The organism is Actinomadura sp. NPDC048955 (genome assembly GCF_040649435.1).
Lineage (GTDB): Bacteria > Actinomycetota > Actinomycetes > Streptosporangiales > Streptosporangiaceae > Spirillospora > Spirillospora luteofluorescens.
Genome location: NZ_JBEZJI010000041.1, coordinates 20700 through 43217, shown reverse-complemented (window position 1 = coordinate 43217; position 22518 = coordinate 20700). Strand labels below are relative to the sequence as shown.

Annotated in this window: 19 protein-coding genes; 11 read left to right on the top strand and 8 right to left on the bottom strand. The window is 75.1% G+C overall.

Annotated elements, in window-relative coordinates; translation table 11 throughout:
* Positions 1–171 precede the first annotated feature (171 nt).
* The 4 genes from fabG to AB0C84_RS30930 are packed head-to-tail and all read right to left on the bottom strand — an operon-like array spanning position 172 to position 5619.
* Positions 172–876 carry a 3-oxoacyl-ACP reductase FabG gene (gene fabG / locus AB0C84_RS30945; protein WP_258942270.1) on the bottom strand — a complete coding sequence of 235 codons (705 nt, stop codon included), beginning with the start codon at positions 874–876 and terminating at the stop codon, positions 172–174.
* Positions 873–3251, bottom strand: a complete 2379-nt coding sequence (locus AB0C84_RS30940) for a type I polyketide synthase (RefSeq protein WP_361073459.1) — start codon at positions 3249–3251, stop codon at positions 873–875. Before AB0C84_RS30940 ends, fabG begins: the two co-directional genes overlap by 4 nt.
* A complete protein-coding gene (locus tag AB0C84_RS30935; protein WP_361073457.1) occupies positions 3248–4282 on the bottom strand; it encodes a beta-ketoacyl synthase N-terminal-like domain-containing protein in 1035 nt (344 codons plus the stop codon). The genes AB0C84_RS30940 and AB0C84_RS30935 overlap by 4 nt, the downstream gene beginning before the upstream one ends.
* Positions 4279–5619 carry a beta-ketoacyl-[acyl-carrier-protein] synthase family protein gene (locus AB0C84_RS30930; RefSeq protein ID WP_361073456.1) on the bottom strand — a complete coding sequence of 447 codons (1341 nt, stop codon included), beginning with the start codon at positions 5617–5619 and terminating at the stop codon, positions 4279–4281. Before AB0C84_RS30930 ends, AB0C84_RS30935 begins: the two co-directional genes overlap by 4 nt.
* A 244-nt stretch (positions 5620–5863) precedes the next feature.
* Here AB0C84_RS30930 and AB0C84_RS30925 point away from each other — a divergent pair, with 244 nt between their 5' ends.
* Together AB0C84_RS30925 and AB0C84_RS30920 are read left to right on the top strand one after the other, a co-directional pair.
* On the top strand, positions 5864–7639 hold the full coding sequence (locus tag AB0C84_RS30925; RefSeq protein ID WP_179847592.1) for an AMP-binding protein: 1776 nt from the start codon (positions 5864–5866) through the stop codon (positions 7637–7639).
* Between the two features lie 181 nt (positions 7640–7820).
* A complete protein-coding gene (locus tag AB0C84_RS30920) occupies positions 7821–9416 on the top strand; it encodes an aromatic amino acid ammonia-lyase (RefSeq protein ID WP_361073453.1) in 1596 nt (531 codons plus the stop codon).
* Positions 9417–9509: 93 nt separating this feature from the next.
* On the opposite strand, the gene AB0C84_RS30915 is transcribed toward AB0C84_RS30920, so the two are convergent.
* The 4 genes from AB0C84_RS30915 to AB0C84_RS30900 all read right to left on the bottom strand — a co-directional run bounded on the left by AB0C84_RS30915 (position 9510) and on the right by AB0C84_RS30900 (position 13226).
* Positions 9510–10604 (bottom strand): acyltransferase domain-containing protein, encoded by a 1095-nt coding sequence (locus tag AB0C84_RS30915; RefSeq protein ID WP_361073450.1) that lies wholly within the window; start codon positions 10602–10604, stop codon positions 9510–9512.
* Positions 10605–10710: 106 nt separating this feature from the next.
* Entirely contained in the window at positions 10711–11817 is a 1107-nt protein-coding gene (locus AB0C84_RS30910; RefSeq protein WP_361073447.1) for an inositol-3-phosphate synthase, read from the bottom strand.
* Between the two features lies 1 nt (position 11818).
* Positions 11819–12916, bottom strand: coding sequence for a DegT/DnrJ/EryC1/StrS family aminotransferase (locus tag AB0C84_RS30905; RefSeq protein WP_361073444.1), 1098 nt, complete (start codon positions 12914–12916; stop codon positions 11819–11821).
* Positions 12917–12947: 31 nt separating this feature from the next.
* Positions 12948–13226 carry an acyl carrier protein gene (locus tag AB0C84_RS30900; protein WP_179847597.1) on the bottom strand — a complete coding sequence of 93 codons (279 nt, stop codon included), beginning with the start codon at positions 13224–13226 and terminating at the stop codon, positions 12948–12950.
* Positions 13227–13466: 240 nt separating this feature from the next.
* On the opposite strand from AB0C84_RS30900, the gene AB0C84_RS30895 reads away from it, so the two are divergent.
* The 9 genes from AB0C84_RS30895 (at position 13467) to AB0C84_RS30855 (ending at position 22361) form a co-directional block, all read left to right on the top strand.
* Positions 13467–14330, top strand: a complete 864-nt coding sequence (locus tag AB0C84_RS30895) for an inositol monophosphatase (RefSeq protein WP_361073441.1) — start codon at positions 13467–13469, stop codon at positions 14328–14330.
* A gap of 78 nt (positions 14331–14408) precedes the next feature.
* Positions 14409–15065 (top strand): response regulator transcription factor, encoded by a 657-nt coding sequence (locus AB0C84_RS30890; RefSeq protein WP_361073438.1) that lies wholly within the window; start codon positions 14409–14411, stop codon positions 15063–15065.
* Positions 15066–15204: 139 nt separating this feature from the next.
* The gene (locus AB0C84_RS30885; protein WP_361073435.1) at positions 15205–16770 is read left to right on the top strand and encodes an arylsulfotransferase family protein; all 1566 of its coding nucleotides are present in this window, start codon (positions 15205–15207) and stop codon (positions 16768–16770) included.
* Entirely contained in the window at positions 16767–17837 is a 1071-nt protein-coding gene (locus AB0C84_RS30880) for a hypothetical protein (protein ID WP_361073432.1), read from the top strand. Before AB0C84_RS30885 ends, AB0C84_RS30880 begins: the two co-directional genes overlap by 4 nt.
* Positions 17827–18438, top strand: a complete 612-nt coding sequence (locus AB0C84_RS30875; protein WP_361073429.1) for a hypothetical protein — start codon at positions 17827–17829, stop codon at positions 18436–18438. The genes AB0C84_RS30880 and AB0C84_RS30875 overlap by 11 nt, the downstream gene beginning before the upstream one ends.
* Positions 18439–19794, top strand: a complete 1356-nt coding sequence (locus tag AB0C84_RS30870; protein ID WP_361073426.1) for a condensation domain-containing protein — start codon at positions 18439–18441, stop codon at positions 19792–19794.
* A 48-nt stretch (positions 19795–19842) separates the two neighbouring features.
* Positions 19843–20883 carry a 3-oxoacyl-[acyl-carrier-protein] synthase III C-terminal domain-containing protein gene (locus AB0C84_RS30865; protein ID WP_361073423.1) on the top strand — a complete coding sequence of 347 codons (1041 nt, stop codon included), beginning with the start codon at positions 19843–19845 and terminating at the stop codon, positions 20881–20883.
* Positions 20884–20951: 68 nt separating this feature from the next.
* Positions 20952–21608: a sulfotransferase family protein gene (locus tag AB0C84_RS30860; RefSeq protein ID WP_258942257.1), complete on the top strand. Its 657-nt coding sequence runs from the start codon at positions 20952–20954 to the stop codon at positions 21606–21608.
* 3 nt (positions 21609–21611) lie between these two features.
* Complete coding sequence (locus AB0C84_RS30855; protein WP_361073420.1) at positions 21612–22361, top strand: alpha/beta fold hydrolase; 750 nt, start codon at positions 21612–21614, stop codon at positions 22359–22361.
* The last annotated feature ends 157 nt before the right edge of the window (positions 22362–22518 follow it).

Here is a 22518-nt window from a genome sequence, read left to right as displayed (position 1 = left end):
ATCATATGCGGGGCAATTAAAGGAGTCCGGTGAACATCATGACCATTGGATCGTTGGACTGTCAACCAACTGTCAGTGTCGTGGAGGCCGACGTGTCCCGGCGGGCGGTGCCCCGCCCTCGGCGGGGCCGTATCCGGTTTCTACGGCCCCGCCCGATCTGTCCCGCGGGTGTCAGTGCCCCAGGCTGCCTCCCCCGTCGATGGTGATCACCTGGCCGGTCACCGACGCGGCGCCCGCGGAGGCGAGCCAGACCGCGGCGGCCGCGATCTCGTCGAGCGTGGCGGTGCGCCCGAGCGGGACCTCGTCGAGGATCTGCTGCTTGTAGCGGTCGGTGAGCTCGCTGGTCATGTCGGTGTCCAGCAGCCCGGGCGCGATCACGTTCGAGGTGACGCCGCGGGCCGCCAGCTCGCGGGCCAGGGCCCGGGCGAGCCCGATCAGGCCCGCCTTGCTGGCGGCGTAGTTGGCCTGGCCGGGGACGCCCTTGGTGCCGGCCACCGAGGAAATGAAGATCATCCGTCCGTGCCGTGCGCGGATCATGTCCGAGACCGCGGCCCTGGCCACCCGGTACGCCCCGGTGAGATTGGTGTCGATCACGCGGGTGAACGATTCCTCCCGCATCCGCAGCAGCAGCGCGTCGTCGGTGATCCCCGCGTTGGAGACCAGGACCTCGACCGGCCCGTGCGCCTCCTTGATCTCCTCGAACGCCCGGGCGACCTGGCCGGAGTCGGTGACGTCGCACTTGACGCCGAGCAGCCCGTCCGGGGCGCCGGAGCCGCGGTGGGTCACCGCGACCGCGTCGCCGGCGGCGGCGAACGCGCGGGCGATCGCCAGGCCGAGGCCGCGGTTCCCGCCGGTGACGAGTACGGAACGGGTCATGAGTGTCCTCCGGCGGGAATCGGTCCGGTCGGCTCGGCCACGGAGGCGGCGAGGTCCCCGCCCCCGTCGAGCGGCCGGTTCCACCAGAAGCGCCCGGTGGCGGCGAACGCGTAGGGGGTGAGGCGGTGCCTGACCCGCTCGCCCGGCTCGTAGAGCTCGTCCCAGTCGGGGTTCAGGCCGTCCCGGTAGAGCGCCGCGACGATCCCGGCCAGCGCGTCGCCGCCGTTCTCGCCGGGCAGCAGGCGCAGGCCGTCCGTGCGCTCGCCCATGACCTCGATCAGCCGGACCGGTTCCGACTCCACGGCCGCCCGCAGCGCCTCGTCGAACCGCGGGCCGTCGCCGGGACGTTCCGTCCAGTACGCGGCGTCCAGCGCCTCGTCGTCGAGCCGCCCGCCGCGGCGGGCCGAGTAGAGCGGGACCGAGGGCGGCCGGCAGGCGAGGTCCGCGGCGGCCGCCGGCTCGGACGCGCCGTACGCGGCGACCAGCCGGCACGCGTCCTCCAGGCCGAACACGCCGGCCAGCACCGCCGCGGCGTACTCGCCGGCCCCCTCGCCGACCGTCCACGCGGGCTTGACCCCCACGTCGGCCAGCGTCCGCCCGGCGGCGTAGGCGACGGCGAAGGCGACCGGCTCGGCGGCGGGCGGCTCCGCGCCGGACAGCATGACGTCCCGCACGGACCAGCCGAGGAGGGGCCGCAGCGCCGCGTCCGCGGCGCCGAGCGCGCGCCGGTAGGCCGGGACCCCTTCGTGCCACCGCGCCGCGCCGGTGCGCCATGCGGAGACGCCCGAGATCACCCATCCCGTCTTCGGCCGCGTTCCGGCACGCCCGGACAGGGCGGCGAGCCGGCTGTCGTCCCCGGCGGCCTCCAGCAGCGCCTCCACGGCGTCCGTCCGGTCGGACGCCGGGACCGCCAGCCGGACCGGCCCCGACGCCTTGACCTTGTTGGACGTCCAGCTCAGCTGCGCGAGCCGTCCGGCGGGCGCGGCCGCGACGTCCTCGGCCAGCCGGCGGGCCGCGCCGCGCAGGCCCTCGACGTCGCGCGCCGACACCGTCAGGACCCCGCCGCGCGCGGCGCCGGAGGGCGCGGTGTCCGGCCTCCCGGCGGCCTCCGGGGCGGTGGCGAGCACGATGTGCGCGTTGGTGCCGCCGAGGCCGAAGCCGCTGACCCCGGCGAGGACCTCGCCGTCCGGCAGCGGCATCGGCTCCTTGACGAGCCGGAGCCCGTTCGCCGCGAGCTTCAGCCGCGGGTTCTCGCTGTCGGAGAAGCGGCTCAGCGGGACGACGCGGTGGTGCAGGGCCAGCGCGGTCTTGATCAGCCCGGCCATGCCCGCCGCCCCCTCGGCGTGCCCGATGTTGCCCTTGACGGACCCGATCGCGCACGGCCGCTCCCGGGGGACGCCGTGCACCTTGCCGAGGGCGCGGGCCTCCAGCCGGTCGCCCAGCAGCGTGCCCGTGCCGTGCGTCTCCACGTAGGCGATGTCCTGCGGGCGGACCCCCGCGCGCTTGTAGGCCTCGACCATGACGGCCTGCTGGGCGTGCGGGTTCGGTGCGGTGACCGTCGTGCTGCGGCCGCCGTGGTTGACCGCGCCGCCCTTGATGACCGCGTAGACGGGCAGGCCGTCGGCGAGGGCGTCGTCCAGGCGGCGCAGCACGAGGACGGCGACGCCCTCGGCGCGGCCGAAGCCGTCGGCCTTGGAACTGAACGGCTTGCAGCGGCCGTCGGGGGAGGCCACCTTGGCCTGCGCGAAGTAGATGCTGGACGACGGGGTGATGAACATGTTCACCGACCCGACCAGCGCCTGGTCGCAGACCCCGGCCCGCAGCGCCTGGCAGGCCTCCTCGGTCGCGACCAGGGAGGACGAGCACGCCGTGTCGACGGCCATGCTCGGGCCCCGCAGGTCGAGCTGGTAGGAGATGCGGTTGGCGGCCATCGCGTAGCCGTTCCCGGAGCCGACGTGGCCGGTGATGCTGGTGAAGTTGGTCATCAGCAGGCTCATCCACTCCGAGCCCATGATCCCGACGTAGACGCCGGTCCCGCTGCCCGCCAGCGAGCGCGGGTCGATCGTCGCGTCCTCCAGGGCCCGCCACGCGGTCTGGAGCAGCAGCCGCACCTGCGGGTCGGCGACCTCGGCCTCCTCCTTGGAGAAGCCGAAGAACTCGTGGTCGAAGGCGTCGGCGTCGTCGACGAAACCGGCGTAGCGGGTGTTGGTCTTGCCGAGGCCGCCGTCCGGGTCGTAGTAGACGTCGGCGTTCCAGCGGGACTTGGGCACCTCGGCGATCCCCTCGTCGCCGCGCATCAGCAGCTCCCACAGGGCGCCCGGGTCGGGCGCCTTGGGGAAGCGGCAGTCGATGCCGACGATGGCGATGTCCGTCATGTTCCTGGTCCTCCTCGGCCGCCGGTCCGCAGCAAGCAGCACGCGGCGTGCCCGTCGGTGTCGATGGTGGTGATCAGTGCGAGACCACCGGCGGGGTCAAGGGAGGCTCGCTCTCGGCTTGCGTCGCGGACCGCGATCGCGGCGGCGACCTGGAGCGCGGCGGCGGCGCCGAAGGCGTCGCCGACGATCTCCGAGGGCCGCAGGACGCGGGTGTGCGCCGGAAGGCGCAGGCCGGCGTCCTCCTGCCCGGAGGGCACGAGGAGGCCGACGTTCTCGGGGGCGGCGCCGCCGGTGCGCAGCGCTCTGCGCACGGCGGCGGCCAGCACGGCGGGGGCGTGGCAGGGCTCGTCGAAGACGCGGCTCTCCAGCGCGAGGACCTCGGCGAGCACCGGCCGGCCGTGGGACCGCGCCCGGTCCGCGGGCTCGACGAGGAACACGCCGCACCCCTCGGCGGGGCGGGCCTCGCGCCCGGCGGCCTCGGCGATCGCCGCGCGCCGGTCGTTCAGGTCCTCGTAGGCGCCGCACACCACGGCGTCGGCCCGGCCGGAGGCGAGCAGCCGCCGCGCGTACCGCAGCGCGGCGAGGCCGGTCGCGGCGCCCGCCGTGACGGTCGCGTTCGGTCCCCGCAGGTCGAACGCCATCGCGGCCTGAGCGCTGGCGTAGTTCATCACGCACGCCGGGACGAGCGCCGGGTTGACGTTGTCGGGCCGGGGGCGGGTCAGCGAGTCCCGGGTGAGCGTCATCGACTGGTCGATCCCGGCCGCGCCGCTGCCGAGCACGAGCGCCCGGCGGTGCGGCGGCCATCCGGCGAGGACGTCCGGGCCGAGCAGCTCCCCGATCGCGGCGATCGCCATCGCGGAGGGGCGGTCGACCAGCCGGACGGGACGCGCGGACGGGTCGGGGGCCTCGGTGCGGAAGTCCTCGACCGCGCCGCCGGGAAGCGGCACGCCCGCGCGGATCGCCTCGCCGAACGGGCCTGCGCCGACGCCCGCGGGCGACATCAGCGCCATCGCCGAGATGACGGTGTTCACGCGGCCCCCTCTGCCGTGGCGGTGTGTCGTCCGGTGGACGGTTCGCGTCCGGTGGCCGGCCCGTCCGCGAGGGCGCCGGCGTGGCGCAGCACGACCGCGGCGTTGTTGCCGCCGACGCCGAGCGAGTTGACCACGGCCGTGCGGACCCGGGCGGGGCGTGGCGCGCCCGTCACGCAGTCCACGGGGCACTCGGGGTCGGGCGTGGAGAAGTTGACGGTGGGCGGGATGAACCCGTGCTCCATGCCGAGCACCGCGGCGATGCACGCGTGCGCGCCGGCCGCGCCCTGCGTGTGGCCGATCATGGATTTGAGCGCCGTGACGGGCGGCGGCGCGTCGCCGAACACGTCCGCGAACACGGCCGACTCCATCGCGTCGTTGATCTTCGTGCCGGTGCCGTGCGCGAAGACGACGTCCACCTCCGACGGCGCGGCGCCGGCGTCGCGCAGCGCGCCCGACAGGCACGCGGCGACGCGCTCGCGCAGCGGTCTCGTGGGGTGCTCGGCGTCGCAGTTGAGCCCGAACCCGGCGACCTCGGCCAGGACGGTCGCGCCGCGCCGGCGCGCGTGGTCGAGGGTCTCCAGGACGAGCATCCCGGCTCCCTCGCCGAACATGAACCCGTTCCGGTCGAGGTCGAAGGGGCTGCACCGCTCCGAGGCCCACGCCCGCAGCCGGTAGAACCCGGCGAAGGCCATCCGGCTCACCGAGTCGGCCCCGCCGCAGATCGCGAACTCGGCCTCGCCGCCGCGCAGGGCGTCCAGCGCGTGGCCGACCGCGTAGTTGCCCGCGGCGCACACCGTCGGGATCGTGACGGCCTCCACGTCGGTGAGGCCGAGCTCGACGGCCACCGCGACGGGCAGGCGGCCGGGGTGCACCCGCCGGGCCCGCGGCGCCGGCAGCCCGCGGGGGCCGCCGGCGACCTCGGCGGCGGCCAGCGCGTCCACGTCGAGCGACTCGCCGCAGGTCGTGCCGACGGCGATGACGCCGGGCTCGTCCCGGACCTCCGCGGGGTCGAGGCCCGCGTCGCGCATCGCCATCCGCGCGGCGGCCGCCGCCTGGGCGCCGACCTTCCCGAAGCGGCCCGGCTCGATCCGCCGCAGGCGGGTCTCGGGGTCGAACCCGGGGACCTCGTAGGCGCGGGCGTACCGGAAGCCCGTCGTGTCGAAGCCGCTGATCGGCGACGCGCCGCAGGCGCCCGCGCGCAGGGCCGTCAGGAAGTCGTCGCGGCCGATCCCGATGCTGGAGATGACGCCCAGCCCGGTGACGGCGACCCGCGGCCGGGGATCACCGGCCGGCCCCCGTGCATGGGGACGGTCGTGGGAAACGGCGGATTTTTCCAATTTGGCTCACCTCGAAGGGAGGATTTCGTGCCCCGGCGAACGGCTCAATGACCGTTCGCGCGCCTTAACGCGCTGCGCGCATGGCCATGCCCGCCCAGGTATGGCCGAGGCCCCGCCCGGACATGGAGGTGCACCGGCGAAAGAGCGGCCGAATCGGCAGTCCGCGGGCGGGCCGCCGCGTCTAGTGTGCGGGGGCGAAGTCGTCCCGGCAGGTAGTGCCTTTGATGAATGGGATTCGAGTCGCATGGTGAATTCGAGTGGGCGGGTGTTCGCGGAGCCGAGGATCAGCGCCGCCCGGCGCCCCGACGGGACGGTGCTGCTGTCCTCGCGGGTGCCGCTGGAGCCCTATGACGCCGACCTCGCGCGGCCCTTGCTGCGGTGGGCGGCGGAGCGGCCGGGCGCCGTCCTGGCCGCCGAGCGGCGCAGCGGCGGATGGGACGAGCTGACCTATGGCGCGGCCCTGGCGGACGCCGAGGCGCTCGGGGAGGCCCTGCTGGAGCGCGGCCTCGGCCCGGACCGCCCGCTCATGGTGCTGTCGGGCAACTCGCTGCGGCACCTGCGGCTCACGCTCGCCGGGTACCTCGCCGGGATCCCGGTGGTCTCGCTCAGCACCGCGTACTCGCTGAGCGGCGGGCACGAGCGGCTGCGCACGGTCACCGGCATCGCCCGGCCCGGCGCCGTCTACGCCGAGGACGGCCGGGAGTACGGCGCGGCGCTGGCGGCGCTGGCCGGGCTGGCGCCGCGCACCCTCGTCGGCCGGGAGGGCGGCGGGGAGCCCCTCGACGGGCTGCTGCGCACCGCGCCGGGGGAGCGGCTCGCCGCGGCCCGGGCCGCGGTCGCCCCGGACTCCGTCGCCAAGATCTTCTTCACGAGCGGCTCGACCGGACGCCCGAAGGCCGTCCCGAACACCCACCGGATGCTGTGCGCCGTCCAGCAGATGATGCGGCAGGTGTGGCCGTTCCTCGCCGAGACCCGGCTGACCCTCGTCGACTGGCTGCCGTGGAGCCACACCTTCGGCGGCAACCACAACCTGCACATGGTCCTGACGCACGGTGGCACCCTCGCCATCGACGACGGCGGGCCGACCCCCGAGCTGCTGCCGCGCAGCCTGCGCAACCTCGCCGAGTTCTCGCCGAACGTCTACTTCAACGTGCCCGCCGGCTTCGCGCTGCTGGCCGAGGCGCTGGAGTGCGACTCGGTGCTCGCCAAGACCTTCTTCGCCCGGCTGGGCCTGCTGTTCAGCGCGGGCGCCCCGCTGCCCGCCGAGCTGCGGGAGCGGATGCTGAGGCTGGCTGAGCGGTTCTCGCCGGGGAAGGTCCGCTTCACCTCCTCGTGGGGCCTGACGGAGACGGCGTCGGCGGTGACCTCCGCCCATCTGGACACCGACGTGCCGGGCGCGATCGGCGTGCCCCTGCCGGGGATCCGGCTCAAGCTGGCACCGGTCGACGGGCGGCTGGAGATGCGGGCCGCCGGGCCCACGGTGATGACCGGCTACCTGGACGACCCGGACCGCACCGCCGAGGCGTTCGACGAGGAGGGCTTCTACCGGACGGGTGACGCCGGCCTGCCCGCCGACGACGGCGACCCGGGCCGCGGCCTGGTGTTCCAGGGCCGCATCACCGAGGACTTCAAGCTGACCACCGGGACGTGGGTGCGGGTCGGGGCGCTGCGGGCGGCGCTGCTGGCGTCCGCCGACCAGCTCGCCGAGGTCGTGATCACCGGGTCGGGGCGGGCGCACGCGGGCGCGCTCGCCTGGACGCGGCGCGGCGGCGACCCCGCGGCGCTGCGCCGGGCCCTGGCCGAGGCGCTGGCCAGGTTCAACGCCGGGCAGCGGTCCTCGCGGCGGATCGAGCGGATGCTGCTGCTCGCCGAGCCGCCGGACCGCGACGCCGGGGAGCTGACCGACAAGGGCTCGGTGAGCCAGCTGGAGGTGCTGCGGAACCGGTCCGCCCAGGTCGATCTCCTCTACCGGGACCCGCCGCCGCCCGAGGTGATCCTGCCCGCCGACCACGCCGACTGAGCCGGACATGCCGGTAAAGGCCAGGCATGCCCATAAAGGCAGCGCGTGAGCGCGGCGGCATAGGGATTATCCGGTACCGGGGCCACTGCACAGAATTCCGGTACCGGACGCCTGAACGAGAATGGAGTTTGCAATGGCGGACAAGCTCTCCGCGGCGTTTTCCTCATCGCATGAACCCCCGGTGCTGCCGATCGACGGACATCGGCTGACCCTGGCGGAGACCGTGACGGTCGCCAGGGCGCCGCACCGCCCGCGCGTCGGCCTGGCCGCCGAGGCCGTGGCGCGGATGGACGCCACCACGCGGGCCAAGGCCGGCCTCATCGCGGCGGGACTGCCGATCTACGGGGTGACCGCGGGCTTCGGCGACAGCAACACCCGCCAGATCCACGGGGACAAGAGCGCCGCGCTGCAGGAGAACCTGCTGCGCTTCCTGAACTGCGGCACCGGGGCGGCGGCCGAGCCGGACGTGCTGCGCGCGACGCTGCTGGTCCGCGCCAACTGCCTCGCCCGGGGCTACTCCGCGATCCGGCCGCGCGTCGTGGAGCTGCTGCTGGACTGCCTCAACCGCGACATCCTGCCGCTCATCCCGGAGCGCGGGTCGGTCGGCGCCAGCGGCGACCTCGTCCCGCTCAGCTACGTGGCCCGGATGCTGACCGGCGAGGGGGACGTCCTGCACGGCGGCGAGCGGCGCACGGCCGCCGCCGCCCTCGCGGGCGCCGGGCTCGTCCCGGTCGAGCTGGAGGCCAAGGAGGGACTGGCGCTGGTCAACGGCACGTCGTTCATGTCGGGGTTCGCCGTCCTCGCCGCCCATGACGCCGGCGAGCTCGCCTACACGGCCGAGCTGTGCACGGCGATGGCGAGCCAGGTGCTGCTCGGCAACCCGGCGCACTTCGACGACTTCCTGTTCCAGCAGAAGCCGCACGAGGGCGTCCTCGCGAGCGCCCGCACGATCCGGGGGCTGCTGGCCGGCGGCGACGCCGGCGGCGGGCCGGGCGCCGACGAGACGTGGACCGGCGACGGCTACCGCCAGCTCGAACGGCCCATCCAGGACCGCTACTCGATCCGCTGCGCGCCGCACGTGGTGGGCGCGCTGCGCGACACCCTCATCTGGGCCGAGCAGATGCTGGAGATCGAGGTCAACTCCTCCAACGACAACCCGCTGTTCCACCCCGACGGGACGGTCCTGAACGGCGGCAACTTCTACGGCGGGCACGTCGGCCAGACGATGGACTCGCTGAAGATCGCGGTGGCCAGCGTCGCCGACCTGCTCGACCGCCAGCTGGAGCTGGTCGTCGACGAGAAGTTCAACAACGGCCTGACGCCCAACCTCATCCCCCGCTACGAGGCCGGGAGCTGGGACGCGGGCCTGCACCACGGCTTCAAGGGGATGCAGATCAGCGCCTCGTCGCTGGTGGCGGAGGCCCAGCGGTGGACGATGCCCGCGACGTCCTTCTCCCGCTCCACCGAGGCCCACAACCAGGACAAGGTGAGCATGGGCACGATCGCCGCGCGGGACGCGCGGTCGGTCGTGGAGCTGGCGCAGGAGGTCGCCGCGATCCACCTGATCGCGCTGTGCCAGGCCGCCGACCTGCGGGGGCTGGAGCACCTGAGCTCCGCGACCGCCGCCGCCCACACCCTCGTCCGCAAGATCTCGCCGTTCCTGGACGGCGACCGTCCCCTCCAGGACGACATCCGGCGCGTCCGGGACGCCGTCCGCTCCGGCGAGCTGCGCCGGGCCGTCACCGAGAACACGGGCGGCGTGCCCGCGCTCGGCTGACCCGGCCGCACCGCGACGGCCCCCGCCCCTTCCGGTCTCACCGGGAAGGGGCGGGGGCCGTCCGTTCGCGCGGGGTTCACCGGCCGGGCCGGCTCATCCCAGGTCCACCCAGAACCGGCGGCGCTGCCAGGGCTGGGCGGGCAGCGGGACGCGCCGCCCGGCCGCCCGCACCCGCGCCCAGTCGGGCGTGCGGCCCGCGGCGTAGACGGCGCCGAGCGCCGCCAGCAGGGTCTCCGCCTCCGGCTGCCGGCGCACCAGGGACGCGACCGTCCCGGCCGCCGCGCCCGCGGCCTCGATGGCGTCCCCCACCGCCGAGACCAGCAGCGGGTGCGGGCTGATCTCGACGAACAGCGCCGGCCCGCCGCCCGACAGCACGGACCGGACCGCGGCCGCGAACCGCACGGGGCGCCGCACGTTCTCCATCCAGTACCCGCCGTCCAGCTCCGGCCCGGCGACCGGGCGGTCCCAGACCGTGGAGTGCAGCGGGATCGCGGGCGCCTGCGCCCGCACCCCGGCGAGCGCCTCGCGCAGCCCGTCGCGGATCGGCTCGACCTGCGGCCCGTGCGAGGCGTACCCGACCGCCACGCGGCGGCAGAACACGCCGCGCTCCCGCAGCGGCTCGACGATCCGCGCGATGGCCTCCGGGTCGCCCGACAGGACGGTGAAGCGGTCGCTGTTGAGCACCCCGGCGCACACGAGGTCCGCGTGCTCCCCGATCGCCTCCTCGGCCTCCTTCTCGCCGAGGCCCACCGCCCACATCGCGCCCGCCGCGCCGAGCTCCTGGAGCAGGACGCCGCGGCGGCACACGACCGCGGCCGCGTCCCGGACCGGCAGGGCGCCCGCGGCGGTGGCGGCGGCGATCTCGCCCATGCTGTGCCCGATGATGAGGTCCGGCTCGACGCCCCAGTCCAGCCAGACCGCGGCGAGCGCCACCTGGAACGCCCAGAGCGTCGGCTGGATCTCCGACACCGCCGTCAGCGGCTCGTCGCTCTCCAGCCGCCGGCGCGGCGACCAGCCCAGCTCCGCCTCCACCGCGGCGGCGCACTCCTCCAGCGCGGCGGCGAACACCGGGACCGACTCCAGCAGCCCCCGGCCCATGCCGACCCACTGGGCGCCCTGCCCCGGGAAGACGAACACCAGCCGCGGCGCCCCGTCCAGGCCGGCGGTGATCGTGGTGGTCCTGTCCATCGGCGTCACCCTTCTCGCGTCGCCCGTCTCGGACCCGTCCTCGGCCGGGGACGGGAAGGGCCGGGCCGCTCGCGCGGCCCGGCCCGGCCCGGTGGTCACCGTGCCGTCACCGGCCGGTCTCGCCGGCCATCCAGCGGACGAGGCGCTCGCGGGCGACCTGGTCGGACTCCTGGGCGACCGCGCGCGGCGGCGCCTTGAACAGCCACGCCGACACCCACTCGTCGACGGCGGTGTCACCGCGGTCCATGGCCAGCCGCGCGATCCGGGCGGCGTCGATGACGACCCCCGCCGAGTTCGGCGAGTCCGGGACGGTGAGCTGGATCTCCATGTCGATCGGCGCGCCGCCGAAGCCGCGGCCCTCGCAGCGGATGAACGCCTTCTTGGTGTCGCCGAGGAACCTCACGTAGTCCGACGGCCCGATGTGGACGTCGTCCTCGCCGAGCTCGCCGTCGTAGGCGTCGGTGACCGCCGAGGTCTTGGACTCGCGCTTGGAGGCGAGGCGGTCGCGCTCCAGCATGTTGAAGAAGTCCATGTTGCCGCCGACGTTCAGCTGGTACGTCCGGTCCAGGGTGATGCCCCGGTCCGAGAACGCCCGCACCAGCACCCGGTGCAGGTAGGTGGCGCCGAGCTGCGACTTGATGTCGTCGCCGATGAGCGGCAGGCCCGCCTCGCGGAACCGGTCGCGCCAGTGGTCCCGGCGCGCGATGAACACCGGCACGTTGTTGACGAACCCGACGCCCGCCTCCAGCGCGACGCCGGCCCACCACTCGGTCGCCTCCTGCGAGCCGACGGGCAGGTAGTTGAGCAGGACGTCGACCTTGGCGGCCCGGACCTGCTCGACGATCGCGGCGCGGTCGCCGGCCGAGTCCTCGGCGACGGTGATCCGCTCCCGGTACTTGACGCCCGCGCCGTCCAGCGTCGGGGCGCGCAGCACGCGCACGTCCGCGCCGACCGGCAGCAGGTCGCCGCCGATGCCGACGGGCAGGTTCTGCCCCGCCGCGCGGGCGGTCCACAGGTCCTTGCCGACCTTCTCGACGTCGACGTCCCACGCGGCGACGGGTTCCAGGGCGCCGGCGCCGTACGGGCCGACCTCGGGGAACATCAGGCCGGCGGTGGCGCCGGGCGAGGAGCGGTAGTAGGCCGTGCCCTCCAGCAGGGCGCGGGCGCAGTTCCCGACACCGATGATGCCGACCCGAACGAGAGGAGTATCCATTTCAGCTTCCTATGATCGTTTCCAGGATGCGGCAGACCTGCTCTACCTCATCGTCGTTCCACGTCATCGGCGGCGCGGCCTCGGTGCCGAGGCACAGGGTGCCCGCCGCCGCGGCCTCCGCCACCGGGGGCCCCGCCCGCCCGGCCCCGCCGAAGGCGGGATGGCGGTTCAGGGGGACCAGGCCCCAGCGGTGCGTCGCGACCCCCGCCCGCGCGAGGGCCCGCTCCATCCGGGCCGCCTCCTCCGGGGCCCAACCGGGCGCCCCGAAGCGGATCTTGTGCCAGGCGGGCCGCGCCGTCTCCCCGGCCGACTGGCGCCACAGGCCGGCACCGTCCATGGCCTCGTGCAGGCGGGCGGTGACGGCGCGGGCCCGCGCCGTCCACCGGTCCAGGCCGTCCAGCCGGTGCGCGACCATGGCCATGCTCAGCTCGGACGGGCGCCAGTTGTGCCCGCCGGCCCGGACCACGGCCGCGTTCGAGCGCGACTCCCCGGCCGGGACGCCGTAGTCGCGCAGCTCCCTGAGCCGCTCCGCGATCCCGGCGTCGCCGGTGGTGACGGCGCCGCCGTCCGGCGCGGCGATCAGCTTGGCCGAGGAGAACGACCAGGCGTGCGTCCCGGCCGCGCCGACGTGCCGGCCGTCCAGGACGCTCCCGATCGACTGGCACGCGTCGGTCAGCACGGCCCGCCCGTCCGCGCGGACGCGGTCCAGCCCGTGCGGGACCCCGTGCAGGTCGACCGCGATGACGATGTCGGCCTCGGGCAGGCGGCCGGTGACGGCGAGGGTTCCGTGATCGACGTCGGTGAACGTCATCTCCGCGCCGATGTGCGCGGCCCCGGTCGCGGTCCCGGCGAACGTCAGCGCCGGGAGCGCCACGCGGGTGCCGCGCACGCAGCCCATCGCCTGCAGCGCGGCGTGCAGCGCCGAGGTGCAGCTGTTGAACGCCACCGCGTGCGGGGCGCCGGTCAGCCGCTCCATGCGGCGCTCGACCTCGGCGGTCCACGGCCCGTCCGTCCAGATCCGGGAGCGCGCCACCTCGGCGAGGAGCTTCAGCTCCTCCTCGGCGGGTTCCGGAGGCCAGCGCCGTTGTCCGAGGTTCATCGGCCGGCGCCTCCACCGGAGTGCGGGACGGTCACCGGGACGCCTCGGTCTCGGCGGCGGTCCTGATGAGGAAGTCCGCCAGCTTGTCGATCGTGGGGTGGTCCCAGGCCAGGGTGGGCTCCACGACGAGGCCCATCTGGTCCTCGATGTCGTCGCAGAGCGTCAGCGCGGCCATCGAGTCCAGTCCCTGCGCCTCGAAGGTGGCCTCGGTGTCGATCTCGGCCGCGTCCTTCTCCAGGTACTCGGCGATCCGCTGGATGAGCCACGTGCGCAGCTCGTCGGTGGACGTTGTCAGGGTCGAGCCCGTCATGGGGTCTCCTTGCCTCGCTTGCTCGTCTCGTCTGAGAGCCGATTAACGGCGATTGTCGCCACCATTCCCGGGGCGGCGTCACCCCTGACTTTCCGCGCTTGTGTACTGCCTGGACGGGCATACCTGGGAAACGAGATTTCGTCGATTCCCGCCCACGATGCGAGGAATCGAGTTTCCCGCTCGAAGCGGTATGCCCGAATGGGCGGCCGGATTGTCCCGCGCCCCAATAATGTGTCGAGAATGGACTTTCAGGGAATTCGCGAGGACGACGCATGGGCCCTGGTCGGGGCGGCCGCGCGGGCGGCGCGGCGGGCCGGCCGGACGCTGCTGGACGGTCCGGGGACGATGGCGGCCGCCCGCGCCAAGGCGGGCACGCACGCGCACGACGTGGTCACCGAGGCGGACGCCGCGGCGGAGGCCCTGATCAGGGCGGAGCTGACCGGGGCCTGCCCCGGCTCGGTCGTCGTGGGGGAGGAGGGCGGTGCCGGCGAGTCCGGCGACGGCCCCGGAAGGGACGTGCGCTGGTACGTCGACCCGATCGACGGCACGCACAACTTCTCGCGGGGCCTGCCGCTGTTCTGCGTGTCCATCGGCGTCACCGTGCGCGGGGAGCCGGTCGGCGGGTGCGTCTACGAGCCCGCGCGGGACGAGACGTACACCGCCGCCGGGGGCCGGCTGCTGCGCGGCGGCCGTGCCGTCCCGCCGGCGCCGGCGCGGGCGGTGCCGATGGTGCTGACGGACCTGCCCAGGGCCGGGACCGTCCCCGACCCGGGCGAGCTGGCCCTGTTCACCGAGCTGCTCGCCGCCGCCGACGTGCGCCGCATCGGCTCCGCGGCGCTCGCCCTCGCCTACGTCGCCACCGGCCGGGCGGACATGGCCGTCACGCCCGACGCGTACGCCTGGGACTGCGCGGCGGGCCGGGTGCTGGTCACCGCCTCCGGCGGCACGTTCGCCGCGGTGCCCGCCGAGCCGTCCGTCCGCCGCCCCGGCGCGTTCGCCGCGTGGCGGCCGGGCCTGGACGGACTCGGCGCCTCGGTGGTCGCCGCGCTGGAAGGGTTCCCGTTCCTCCAAGGGTGGCTGGAAGACGACAACTCCCTGGCCTGAACGTTCGGCGTCGCTTTTGATGGCTGAGGCCCCGCACGAACGGGCGCACGATCCGCCATGAGAAAAGAGCGTGGAGACATGACCGAGAACATCGCGACCGACTGCCTGAACGTCGTGATCTACGTGGACAACGTGGTGGTCGGGCGCGGCCTGGAGGCCGTGCTGGACCTGTTGCCGAGCGTCGGAACCGTCCGGCACTGCACGAACCGGCGTTCGGTGGAGGCCGCCGTCGCCGGGGGAGGCGTGGACGTGCTCGTGGTGACCAGCGCGGAGGGCGCGGCGGCGTCCGAGCTCACCGCCGCGCTGCCGCGGACGAAGGTGCTGATGCTGCTGGACGAGCTGGAGGCGTCCGGTTCGTCGTTCGGCGGCGCGTCCGCCGCCGACGGGTTCCTGATCCAGCAGGACCTGACCGCGCCGGACCTCGGCGAGGCGCTGTCCAGGATGATGCTCGGCGAGATGCCCATGCCGGCCCGGGTGGGCCGGGAGCTGCTGGCCCGCGCGGGCTCGCCGGTGCCGTCCGGGTCGGTGCGGCCCGCGGTGCTGACGCCGCGCGAGAACGAGACGCTCGCGCTGCTGGCCGAGGGGCTGAGCAACAAGCAGATCGCCCGCCGCCTCTCGATCTCCGACCACGGCGCCAAGCGGCTGGTCACCAGCGTCATGCTCAAGCTCGGCGCGCCGAACCGCACCGCCGCCGTGGTGATCGCCATCCGGCAGGGGATGATCTCCGCGGCGTAGCGGCGGGCCTGACCATCCGGACATGCACATCCATCCGGCTGGTCGCGCGTCCATCGGTGCCTTACGCGTCCCGCTCCCCCCGGCCGAGCATGGCGGAGCCGGGCCGGGAGACCGCCCGGCCCGATGGAGGAGAAGACGCGTGATCCGTATCGACCTGGGCTCGTCCGCCGCCGCCGGCGGGCTGAGCCTGCTGATCGTCCTCGGTGGGGCGCAGCCGGCCGGGACGCGGCCGGGCGGCCCCTCCGCGCCGGTGAGCGCCCCGGTGGGCGACGGTTCGGCGGCACCCCGCTTCGACGTCCGAACGCTCAGGCCGGGCACCGCGCCCGGCCTGCTGTTCACCACCCCCCAGCCCTCCGGCCCGCCCACGGACGGGAGCGGCGGGCAGGCCCCGGCGCGGAGCCCGGCGCAGGCGCAGGCCCTGGCGCAGGCGCAGGCCCACCCCCGGGCGCCCGCCGCCAAGGGGCCGCACGGCCCGGAGATCCTCGACGAGCACGGGCGGCCGGTGTGGTTCCACCCGGTGCCGGACGGGCAGTTCGCCACCGACCTGCGGGTGCAGCGCTACCGGGGCCGCGACGTGCTGACCTGGTGGCAGGGCACGGTGACCACCCGCGGGGGCGGGATCGGCACCGGCTACATCGCCGACGAGAACTACCGCGTCATCGCCACGGTGCGGGGCACGACGGCCCCGGCCGACCTGCACGAGTTCCGCATCACCTCGCGCGGCACCGCGCTGGTCACCGGCTACCGGACCGTTCCGGCGGACCTGTCGTCCCTCGGCGGGTCCAAGGACGGCAAGGTGGAGGACAGCGTCGTCGAGGAGATCGACATCGCCACCGGCCGGACGCTGCTGAGCTGGAGCGCCCTCGCGCACGTGTCCCCCGCCGACAGCGACGCCCCCGTCTTCATGTACGGCGAGCAGCCCTTCGACTACTTCCACGTCAACTCCGTGAGCGAGGACACCGACGGCGACCTGCTGATCTCGGGCCGGCATCTGTCGACGGTGTTCAAGGTGGACCGCCGCACCGGCCGGATCATCTGGCGGCTCGGCGGCCGCCGCACCAGCTTCCCGCTCGGGGCCGGCGTGCGGTTCAGCTGGCAGCACGACGCGACCCCCGCGGGCCGCGGCACCGTCAAGGTGTTCGACAACGGGGCCAACCAGCTCCTGGAGGGGTACGAGTCGCGGGTCGCCTGGATCCGCGTCGACCCGGCCCGCGGGACGACCCGGCTCGTCCGGCAGCTCACCCATCCCGCGCACGTCTCGTCGACGCACGAGGGCAGCGCACAGGACCTCCCGAACGGCAACACCTCCGTGAGCTGGGGCGCGGCGGGACGCGTCTCGGAGTTCTCGCGCCGCGGGGCCCTGCTCTTCGACGCGACGCTGCCCCACGGCTGGACCTCCTACCGGCTCTACCGCCAGCAGTGGAAGGGCCGCCCCGCCGACCCGCCCACCGTGGGCATGCGGGACGGCTCCGTCCACGCGGTCTGGAACGGCGCGACCGGCGTCGCCCGCTGGCGGATCCTCGCCGGAGACGCGCGGGACGACCTGAGGCCCTACGCCCAGGCCGGATGGAACGGGCTCGACACCGCGGTACGCCCGCCCTCGCGGGCGGGCACGGCGCCGCGCTACCTGAAGGCCGAGGCGCTCGACGCCTCGGGCCGGGTCCTCGGGGCCTCGGCCGTCACGGCGAACGCGGAGGCGTCATGATCAAGGTCGGCGTCTCGATCATGTACCACCCGCGCCGGGCCGACCGCATCCCGCCGCTGGTCCGGGCGTGCGCCCCGCTGGACGCCGTGCCGGTCCGCGACCCGGACCCGGACGGCGCGCCGAGCCCGCTGCGCACCGCCAAGCGCGCCTGGGCGCAGATCCAGGACGGCGTCACGCACCACATGGTGCTCCAGGACGACATCGCCCTCGCCCCCGGGTTCGCCGAGCAGGTGAGCGAGGCGGTCGCCCGGCACCCGGAGGACGGCGTCTCCTTCTACTCCCACTGGAACAGCCCGCAGAACTCCTACCTGGTGCGGCGCGCGGCTGTCGCGGGCGCCTCCTACGCCCCGCTCTCCCTGACCGAGTGGACCCCGTGCCAGGGTTTCGTCCTGCCCGTGGACCGCGCCCGGGACCTGGCCGCCTACCTGGCGGAGATCCCCGACGACGTGCAGGACGACGACGAGATGGTCGTCATCTTCTGCCGCAAGCAGGGGATCCCCGTCGTCGCGACCGTGCCCCACCTGGTGGACCACGGCGTGGACGAGACGATCGTCGGTCACCAGGGCGAGCTGCGCGCGACCGTCTTCGCCCCCGGCGAGCGGACGCCCGCCGCCCACTGGACGGGACGGACCGCCGCCGACCCGGGGCCGTACACGGTCGAGCTGCTGGAGTCGCGGTGCGGCATCCGCATGGTCGACCGCGACCCGGTCGAGCACAAGTTCGCCTGGCACTGGTACGACGCGTGCTCGCTGGTCGGCGTGGACCCCCGCGCGGTGCTGGACGCCGCCGCGCCGCACCTCGGTGGGCTGCCCGACGCGCTCGTGCCGGTGGCCACCGAGGTGTGGGCCGCGGGGCATCTCCTCGGCGCCGACGCCGCCGGCCACCCTCCGGTCCCGCCCGGCGGCGGGCCGTTCACCCGCCACGCCATCGGGTCGTGGGTCGACTCGGGCCTGGCCGGTCCGGACCGGGCGCTGCTCGGCGGCACCGGCCGGGACGTCCTCGTCGCGCTCGGGGTCGCCGCCGTGCGGCACGGCCTCGCACACCCGGGAGGCCGCGATGGCCGATGAGCTGAGGGAGCGGGCGGCCGCGATGGCCCGCCGCGAGGCCGCCGCCCAGCTGCGGCCCGCGCCGTTCGTCCCCACCGACGGGACGGGCACGCTCGTCGCGGTCCGGCTGGTGGCCTGCCGGTCGTGCGGCACCCGCCCGGGGGAGCGGCACTGGACGCCGCCGTTCGCGCCGGACGGGACGGAGGCGACGCCGCGCGGACCGCGGCTGGCGATGCTCGCCTGCGAGGCGGTGACCGCGCGTGCCGTCCTGCCCATCGTCCGGACGGCGGAGCGGTTCCCCGAACTGCGCGAGGCGCTGTTCCAGACCCGCGCCGTCCTCTGGGACGCGCTCTCGCCCGCGACGCCCCCGGCGGAGGCATTGGCCGTGGTGGACGACTCGGAGCGGTGGATCGACGCCCCCGGCGAGCCCCCGGACGGGGACGCGGCGCGGACGCTGCCCGCCTCGACCCGTCCCCACCGGGGGCCGCGCGGCTGGCGCTGGCACCGGGCCGACCTGGTCCCGCACTTCCTCAGCCCGCACCGGAACCTGCCGACCCGGATCGGCGAGCACTACGCCGCCGAGCTCCGGGCGGCGCTCCGCACCGGACACGAAGGATCGTAGATGACCGAGATCACCGTTCACCGGGTCCCGTTCCGCGGCGCGCGCGGCGGGACGGGCCCGTTCACCTGGGGCCAGCTCGACATGTGGGCCGAGGCGCGGCTCAGCATGGCCGGCCTCCCCTCGTTCGCCAACGTGCTCGGCGGCGGCCCGCTGCCGCCCGGCCTCAAGACCGACCAGGTGCTGGAGGCGTTCGGCCGGCTGGTCGAGCGGCACGAGTCGCTGCGGACCCGCTTCCGGCCGGGGCCGGACGGCGCCGCCGAGCCGGAGCAGGAGGTGCTGCGCGCGGGCGTGCTGGAGGCGGAGGTCGCCGCCGTCGACCCGGAGCAGAACCTGTTCGCGATCGTCGGCGGCTGGTGGCCGCAGATGCAGGACACCCCCTACGACCTGGTGGACGGGCTGCCGCTGCGCGTCAGGATCGGCACGGTCGGCGACGAGCCGGTGATGGTGATGTTCGGGATGTCGCACATGGCCTCGGACTTCCTCGGCACGCGGGTCGTGTACGGGGAGCTCGTCGACCTGCTGGAGGGCCGCGAGCCCGAGGGCGGGGCGGCGCAGCCTCTCGACCTGGCGGAGGAGGAGCGGTCGGCGGCGGGGCGGCGCGTCCTGGAACGCGCGCTCGACCATTGGCGCACCGTCCTGGACTCCGCACCGCCCGCCATGTTCCCCGTCCCGTCCAGGACGGCGGAGGAGGCGCGCTACTGGCGCGGCGACCTCTGCTCGCAGACCGCCGCGCGGGCCCTGCGCCGCGCCGCGGACCGCTGCGGGGCCGGCACCTCGAACGTGCTGCTCGCCCTGACCGCGGCGCTCATCGGCAGGCACACCGGCCTGGACCGATGCGCGATGCGGATGCCGTCGGGCAACCGGGGCCGACCCGAGCTGCGCCGCATGGTGACCACCCTCAGCCAGGAGACGCCGCTCGTCGTCGACCTGCGCGCGGGCACCCTCCAGGAGGTCGTGGCGGCGGCCCGCACCGCCTCCCTGCACGCGCAGCGCAACGCCCGCTACGACCCCGCGCCGGTCGCCGCGATCAGGGACGCGTCGGCCACCGTCCTCGACGTGTGCTTCAACGACATGTGGACCCCCGTCTGCGCCGGGCGTCCGGCCGCGGACCCGGACAGGCCGCCCGCCGAGTCCACCTTCGAGTGGAACGAGAAGGTCGACCGCGCGACCGTGGCGTTCTTCCTGGAGGCGTTCGAGGTGCTGGAGGACCCGGAGGCGATCCGCCTCAGCCTCTTCGCCGACACCGCGCACGTCTCGCCCGCGCGGATCCGCTCCTTCCTGGACGCCATCGAGCGCCTGCTCGTCGTCTTCGCCGAGCGCGACCTCCGCCTCGACGAGATCGACCCGGTCTCCTGACCCGCCCGCCACCCCACCGAACGCACCGCACCAGGAAGGCCGTCCGCGATGCCGCCAGCCAGGATCACCCACGTCGCCTTCGCCGCGCCGCCCCAGCTCAAGATGGACGAGCTGGCCACGTTCCTGCGGGACGACGAGGGCGGCGGCGCGGTCGGCGACATCGTCCGCAACTCCGCCATCGAGACCAAGGGCATGGCGGTCAACCCGCTCGTCGAGGACCCGCGCGCCTGGAGCACCGCCCGCCGGATGCGGCGCGGCCTCACCGAGGCGCGCGCCCTCGGGCGGGAGGCGATCGGCCGCGCCCTGGAACGCGCCGGGCTGCGCCCCGACGACGTGGGCCTGCTGATCACGACGACCACCACCGCGCACTCCGCCCCCGGCCTGGAGACCCTGGTCCACGAGCTCGGCATGGGGCCGGACACCGAGTTCCTCTCACTCGGCCCCATGGGCTGCTACGCGGCGGCCCCCACGCTGGCCGCCTGCCGGACCTGGGTCGAGGTGCACGGCAGGCCCGCGGTGGCGCTGTGCGTGGACCTGTTCTCCCCGCACCTCCAGCCGCCGCCCTACGACAAGGAGCAGGCGGTCGTGCTCACCCTGTTCGGCGACGGCGCCGCCGCCGTGGTGATGCGTCCCGGCCGGGAGGGGACCGCGGGCCTGGACGTCCTCGACTCCGGGCTGGTGTCGGTGCCGCGGTACGCCGGGGACCTCCAGGTCCACGTCGGCGACTCCGGCATGGACATCCGGCTCGCCCCGACGATGCCGGACGTCACCGCCGCCGCCGTGGCCGCCCCCACCGACGCGCTCCTGGCCCGCAACGGCCTCACGCGCGGCGACGTCACCTGGTGGGCCGTGCACCCGGGCGGCCGGCGCATCATCGACCGCGTCTCCGAGGAGCTGGAGCTCCCGGAGGAGTCGGTCGCGGAGTCGCGCGCGGTGATGCGCGAGTACGGCAACACCGCGGCGCCGGCCGTCCTGGCCGTCCTCGGGCGCCTCATGGACGCCCGGCCGCTCGGGCCCGGGGAGTACGGCGTCGTGATGGCGTTCGGCCCCGGCGCCACCGTCTGGAGCGTCCTGCTGCGCGGCGCCTGACCGTCCGCCCGGACGCGGCGGACCCGAGAACCAGACCAGTACAGCAACGACCACCGAAGGAGCCCCTCATGCTCGAAGTCATCGGCGCCGGGTTCGGCCGCACCGGCACCTTCTCCCTCAGGGCCGCGCTGGAGACGCTCGGCTTCGGCCCGTGCCACCACATGCTCGGAATGCTGGAGCGCCCGGAGGAGATCCCGCTGTGGCGGCGCGCCGCCCAGGGCGGCCCCACCGACTGGGACGAGGTCTACCGCGGGTACCGGTCCAGCGTCGACTGGCCGGGCACCCGGTTCTGGCGGGAGCTGACGGAGTTCTACCCGAAGGCGAAGGTCATCCTTACCGTCCGGGACTCCCAGCGCTGGTACGACAGCGCCGCGTCGACCATCCACCGCGCCGCCATGGACCCCACGCCTCCCGCGACGCCCGTCCTCGCCCAGATGCGGGCGATGTCGCGGGAGGTCGTGTGGGACGGCCAGTTCGGCGGGCGGTTCACCGACCCCGACCACGCGCGGCGCGTCTTCGCCGAGCACAACGAGGCGGTGCGCCGCGAGGTGGACCCGGACCGGCTGCTGGTCTTCGAGGTCGCCCAGGGCTGGGAGCCGCTGTGCGACTTCCTCGGCGTCGCGGTGCCGGACGAGCCGTTCCCCCGCTCCAACGACCGCGACGGCTTCGAGTCGCTGCTGCGCGAGCACGCCGCCGGCGGCCCCGACGCCGTCCCGGCGTCCTGAGCGATGCCCGGAGCGCTTGGGGGAGAGGCCGGGTGGTTCCGCCGGTTCCACCCGGCGGACGAGGGGGCGCCGCGGCTGCTGTGCTTCCCCTACGCGGGCGCGTCCGCGAGCGCCTACCACGGTCTCTCCGAGACGCTCAGCCCGGCGGCCGACGTCACCGTCGTCCAGTACCCCGGACGGCAGGACCGCCGCCGGGAGCCGGTGGCGGTGGACCTCGCGGAGCTGGCCGGCCGGCTCGCGGCCGAGGTGGCCGGGCTGCCGCCGGCGGCGTTCTTCGGCCACAGCATGGGGGCGATCGTGGCCTTCGAGGTGGCGCGGCGGCTCGCCGCGCCGCCCCCGGTCCTGTTCGTGTCGGGGCGCCGCTCCCCGGCGCGCAGCCGCCAGGAGCGCACGCACCCCATGGGCGACCGCGAGCTGCTGGACGACATGGCCCGCCTCGGCGGGACGGACGCGCGGCTGCTGGACAGCCCCGCGTTCGTCCGGATGATCATGCCCGTGGTGCGCGGCGACTACCAGGCGATCGACACCTACCGCTATGAGCCCGGCCCGCCGCTCGCCTGCCCGATCGTGGTGCTGGCGGGCGACGCCGACCCGATGACCCCGGTCGAGGACGCGCTGGCCTGGCGGGAGCACGGCTGCGGCGGCGGCGCCGAGTTCGTCCTCCCCGGCGGGCACTTCTTCCTCGACGACCACCGGGAGCGGATCGCGGAGATCGTCCTCGACCGGCTGGCGGTGGACCGCACAGCGATCTAGCTGGCCTGTCTCGAAGTGGCCTCGGCCAGGCGCGCGAACGCGTGAACTGCCCGGTGCGGCGAAGCCGGAGGCGAGCTGCACCGGGCAGATCGCGAAGCGATGCCGCGTTCGCCCAGGCTCGGTCACGTAGCGAGCCGCCAGGCGAGCGAAGTGGGCC

Bases quoted from the DNA above. Each gene is read 5' to 3' on its own strand.
- fabG (WP_258942270.1), bottom strand. From the start codon at position 876: ATGACCCGTTCCGTACTCGTCACCGGCGGGAACCGCGGCCTCGGCCTG.
- AB0C84_RS30940 (WP_361073459.1), bottom strand. From the start codon at position 3,251: ATGACGGACATCGCCATCGTCGGCATCGACTGCCGCTTCCCCAAGGCG.
- AB0C84_RS30925 (WP_179847592.1), top strand. From the start codon at position 5,864: ATGGTGAATTCGAGTGGGCGGGTGTTCGCGGAGCCGAGGATCAGCGCC.
- AB0C84_RS30915 (WP_361073450.1), bottom strand. From the start codon at position 10,604: ATGGACAGGACCACCACGATCACCGCCGGCCTGGACGGGGCGCCGCGG.
- AB0C84_RS30910 (WP_361073447.1), bottom strand. From the start codon at position 11,817: ATGGATACTCCTCTCGTTCGGGTCGGCATCATCGGTGTCGGGAACTGC.
- AB0C84_RS30905 (WP_361073444.1), bottom strand. From the start codon at position 12,916: ATGAACCTCGGACAACGGCGCTGGCCTCCGGAACCCGCCGAGGAGGAG.
- AB0C84_RS30900 (WP_179847597.1), bottom strand. From the start codon at position 13,226: ATGACGGGCTCGACCCTGACAACGTCCACCGACGAGCTGCGCACGTGG.
- AB0C84_RS30895 (WP_361073441.1), top strand. From the start codon at position 13,467: ATGGACTTTCAGGGAATTCGCGAGGACGACGCATGGGCCCTGGTCGGG.
- AB0C84_RS30890 (WP_361073438.1), top strand. From the start codon at position 14,409: ATGACCGAGAACATCGCGACCGACTGCCTGAACGTCGTGATCTACGTG.
- AB0C84_RS30880 (WP_361073432.1), top strand. From the start codon at position 16,767: ATGATCAAGGTCGGCGTCTCGATCATGTACCACCCGCGCCGGGCCGAC.
- AB0C84_RS30875 (WP_361073429.1), top strand. From the start codon at position 17,827: ATGGCCGATGAGCTGAGGGAGCGGGCGGCCGCGATGGCCCGCCGCGAG.
- AB0C84_RS30870 (WP_361073426.1), top strand. From the start codon at position 18,439: ATGACCGAGATCACCGTTCACCGGGTCCCGTTCCGCGGCGCGCGCGGC.
- AB0C84_RS30865 (WP_361073423.1), top strand. From the start codon at position 19,843: ATGCCGCCAGCCAGGATCACCCACGTCGCCTTCGCCGCGCCGCCCCAG.
- AB0C84_RS30860 (WP_258942257.1), top strand. From the start codon at position 20,952: ATGCTCGAAGTCATCGGCGCCGGGTTCGGCCGCACCGGCACCTTCTCC.
- AB0C84_RS30855 (WP_361073420.1), top strand. From the start codon at position 21,612: ATGCCCGGAGCGCTTGGGGGAGAGGCCGGGTGGTTCCGCCGGTTCCAC.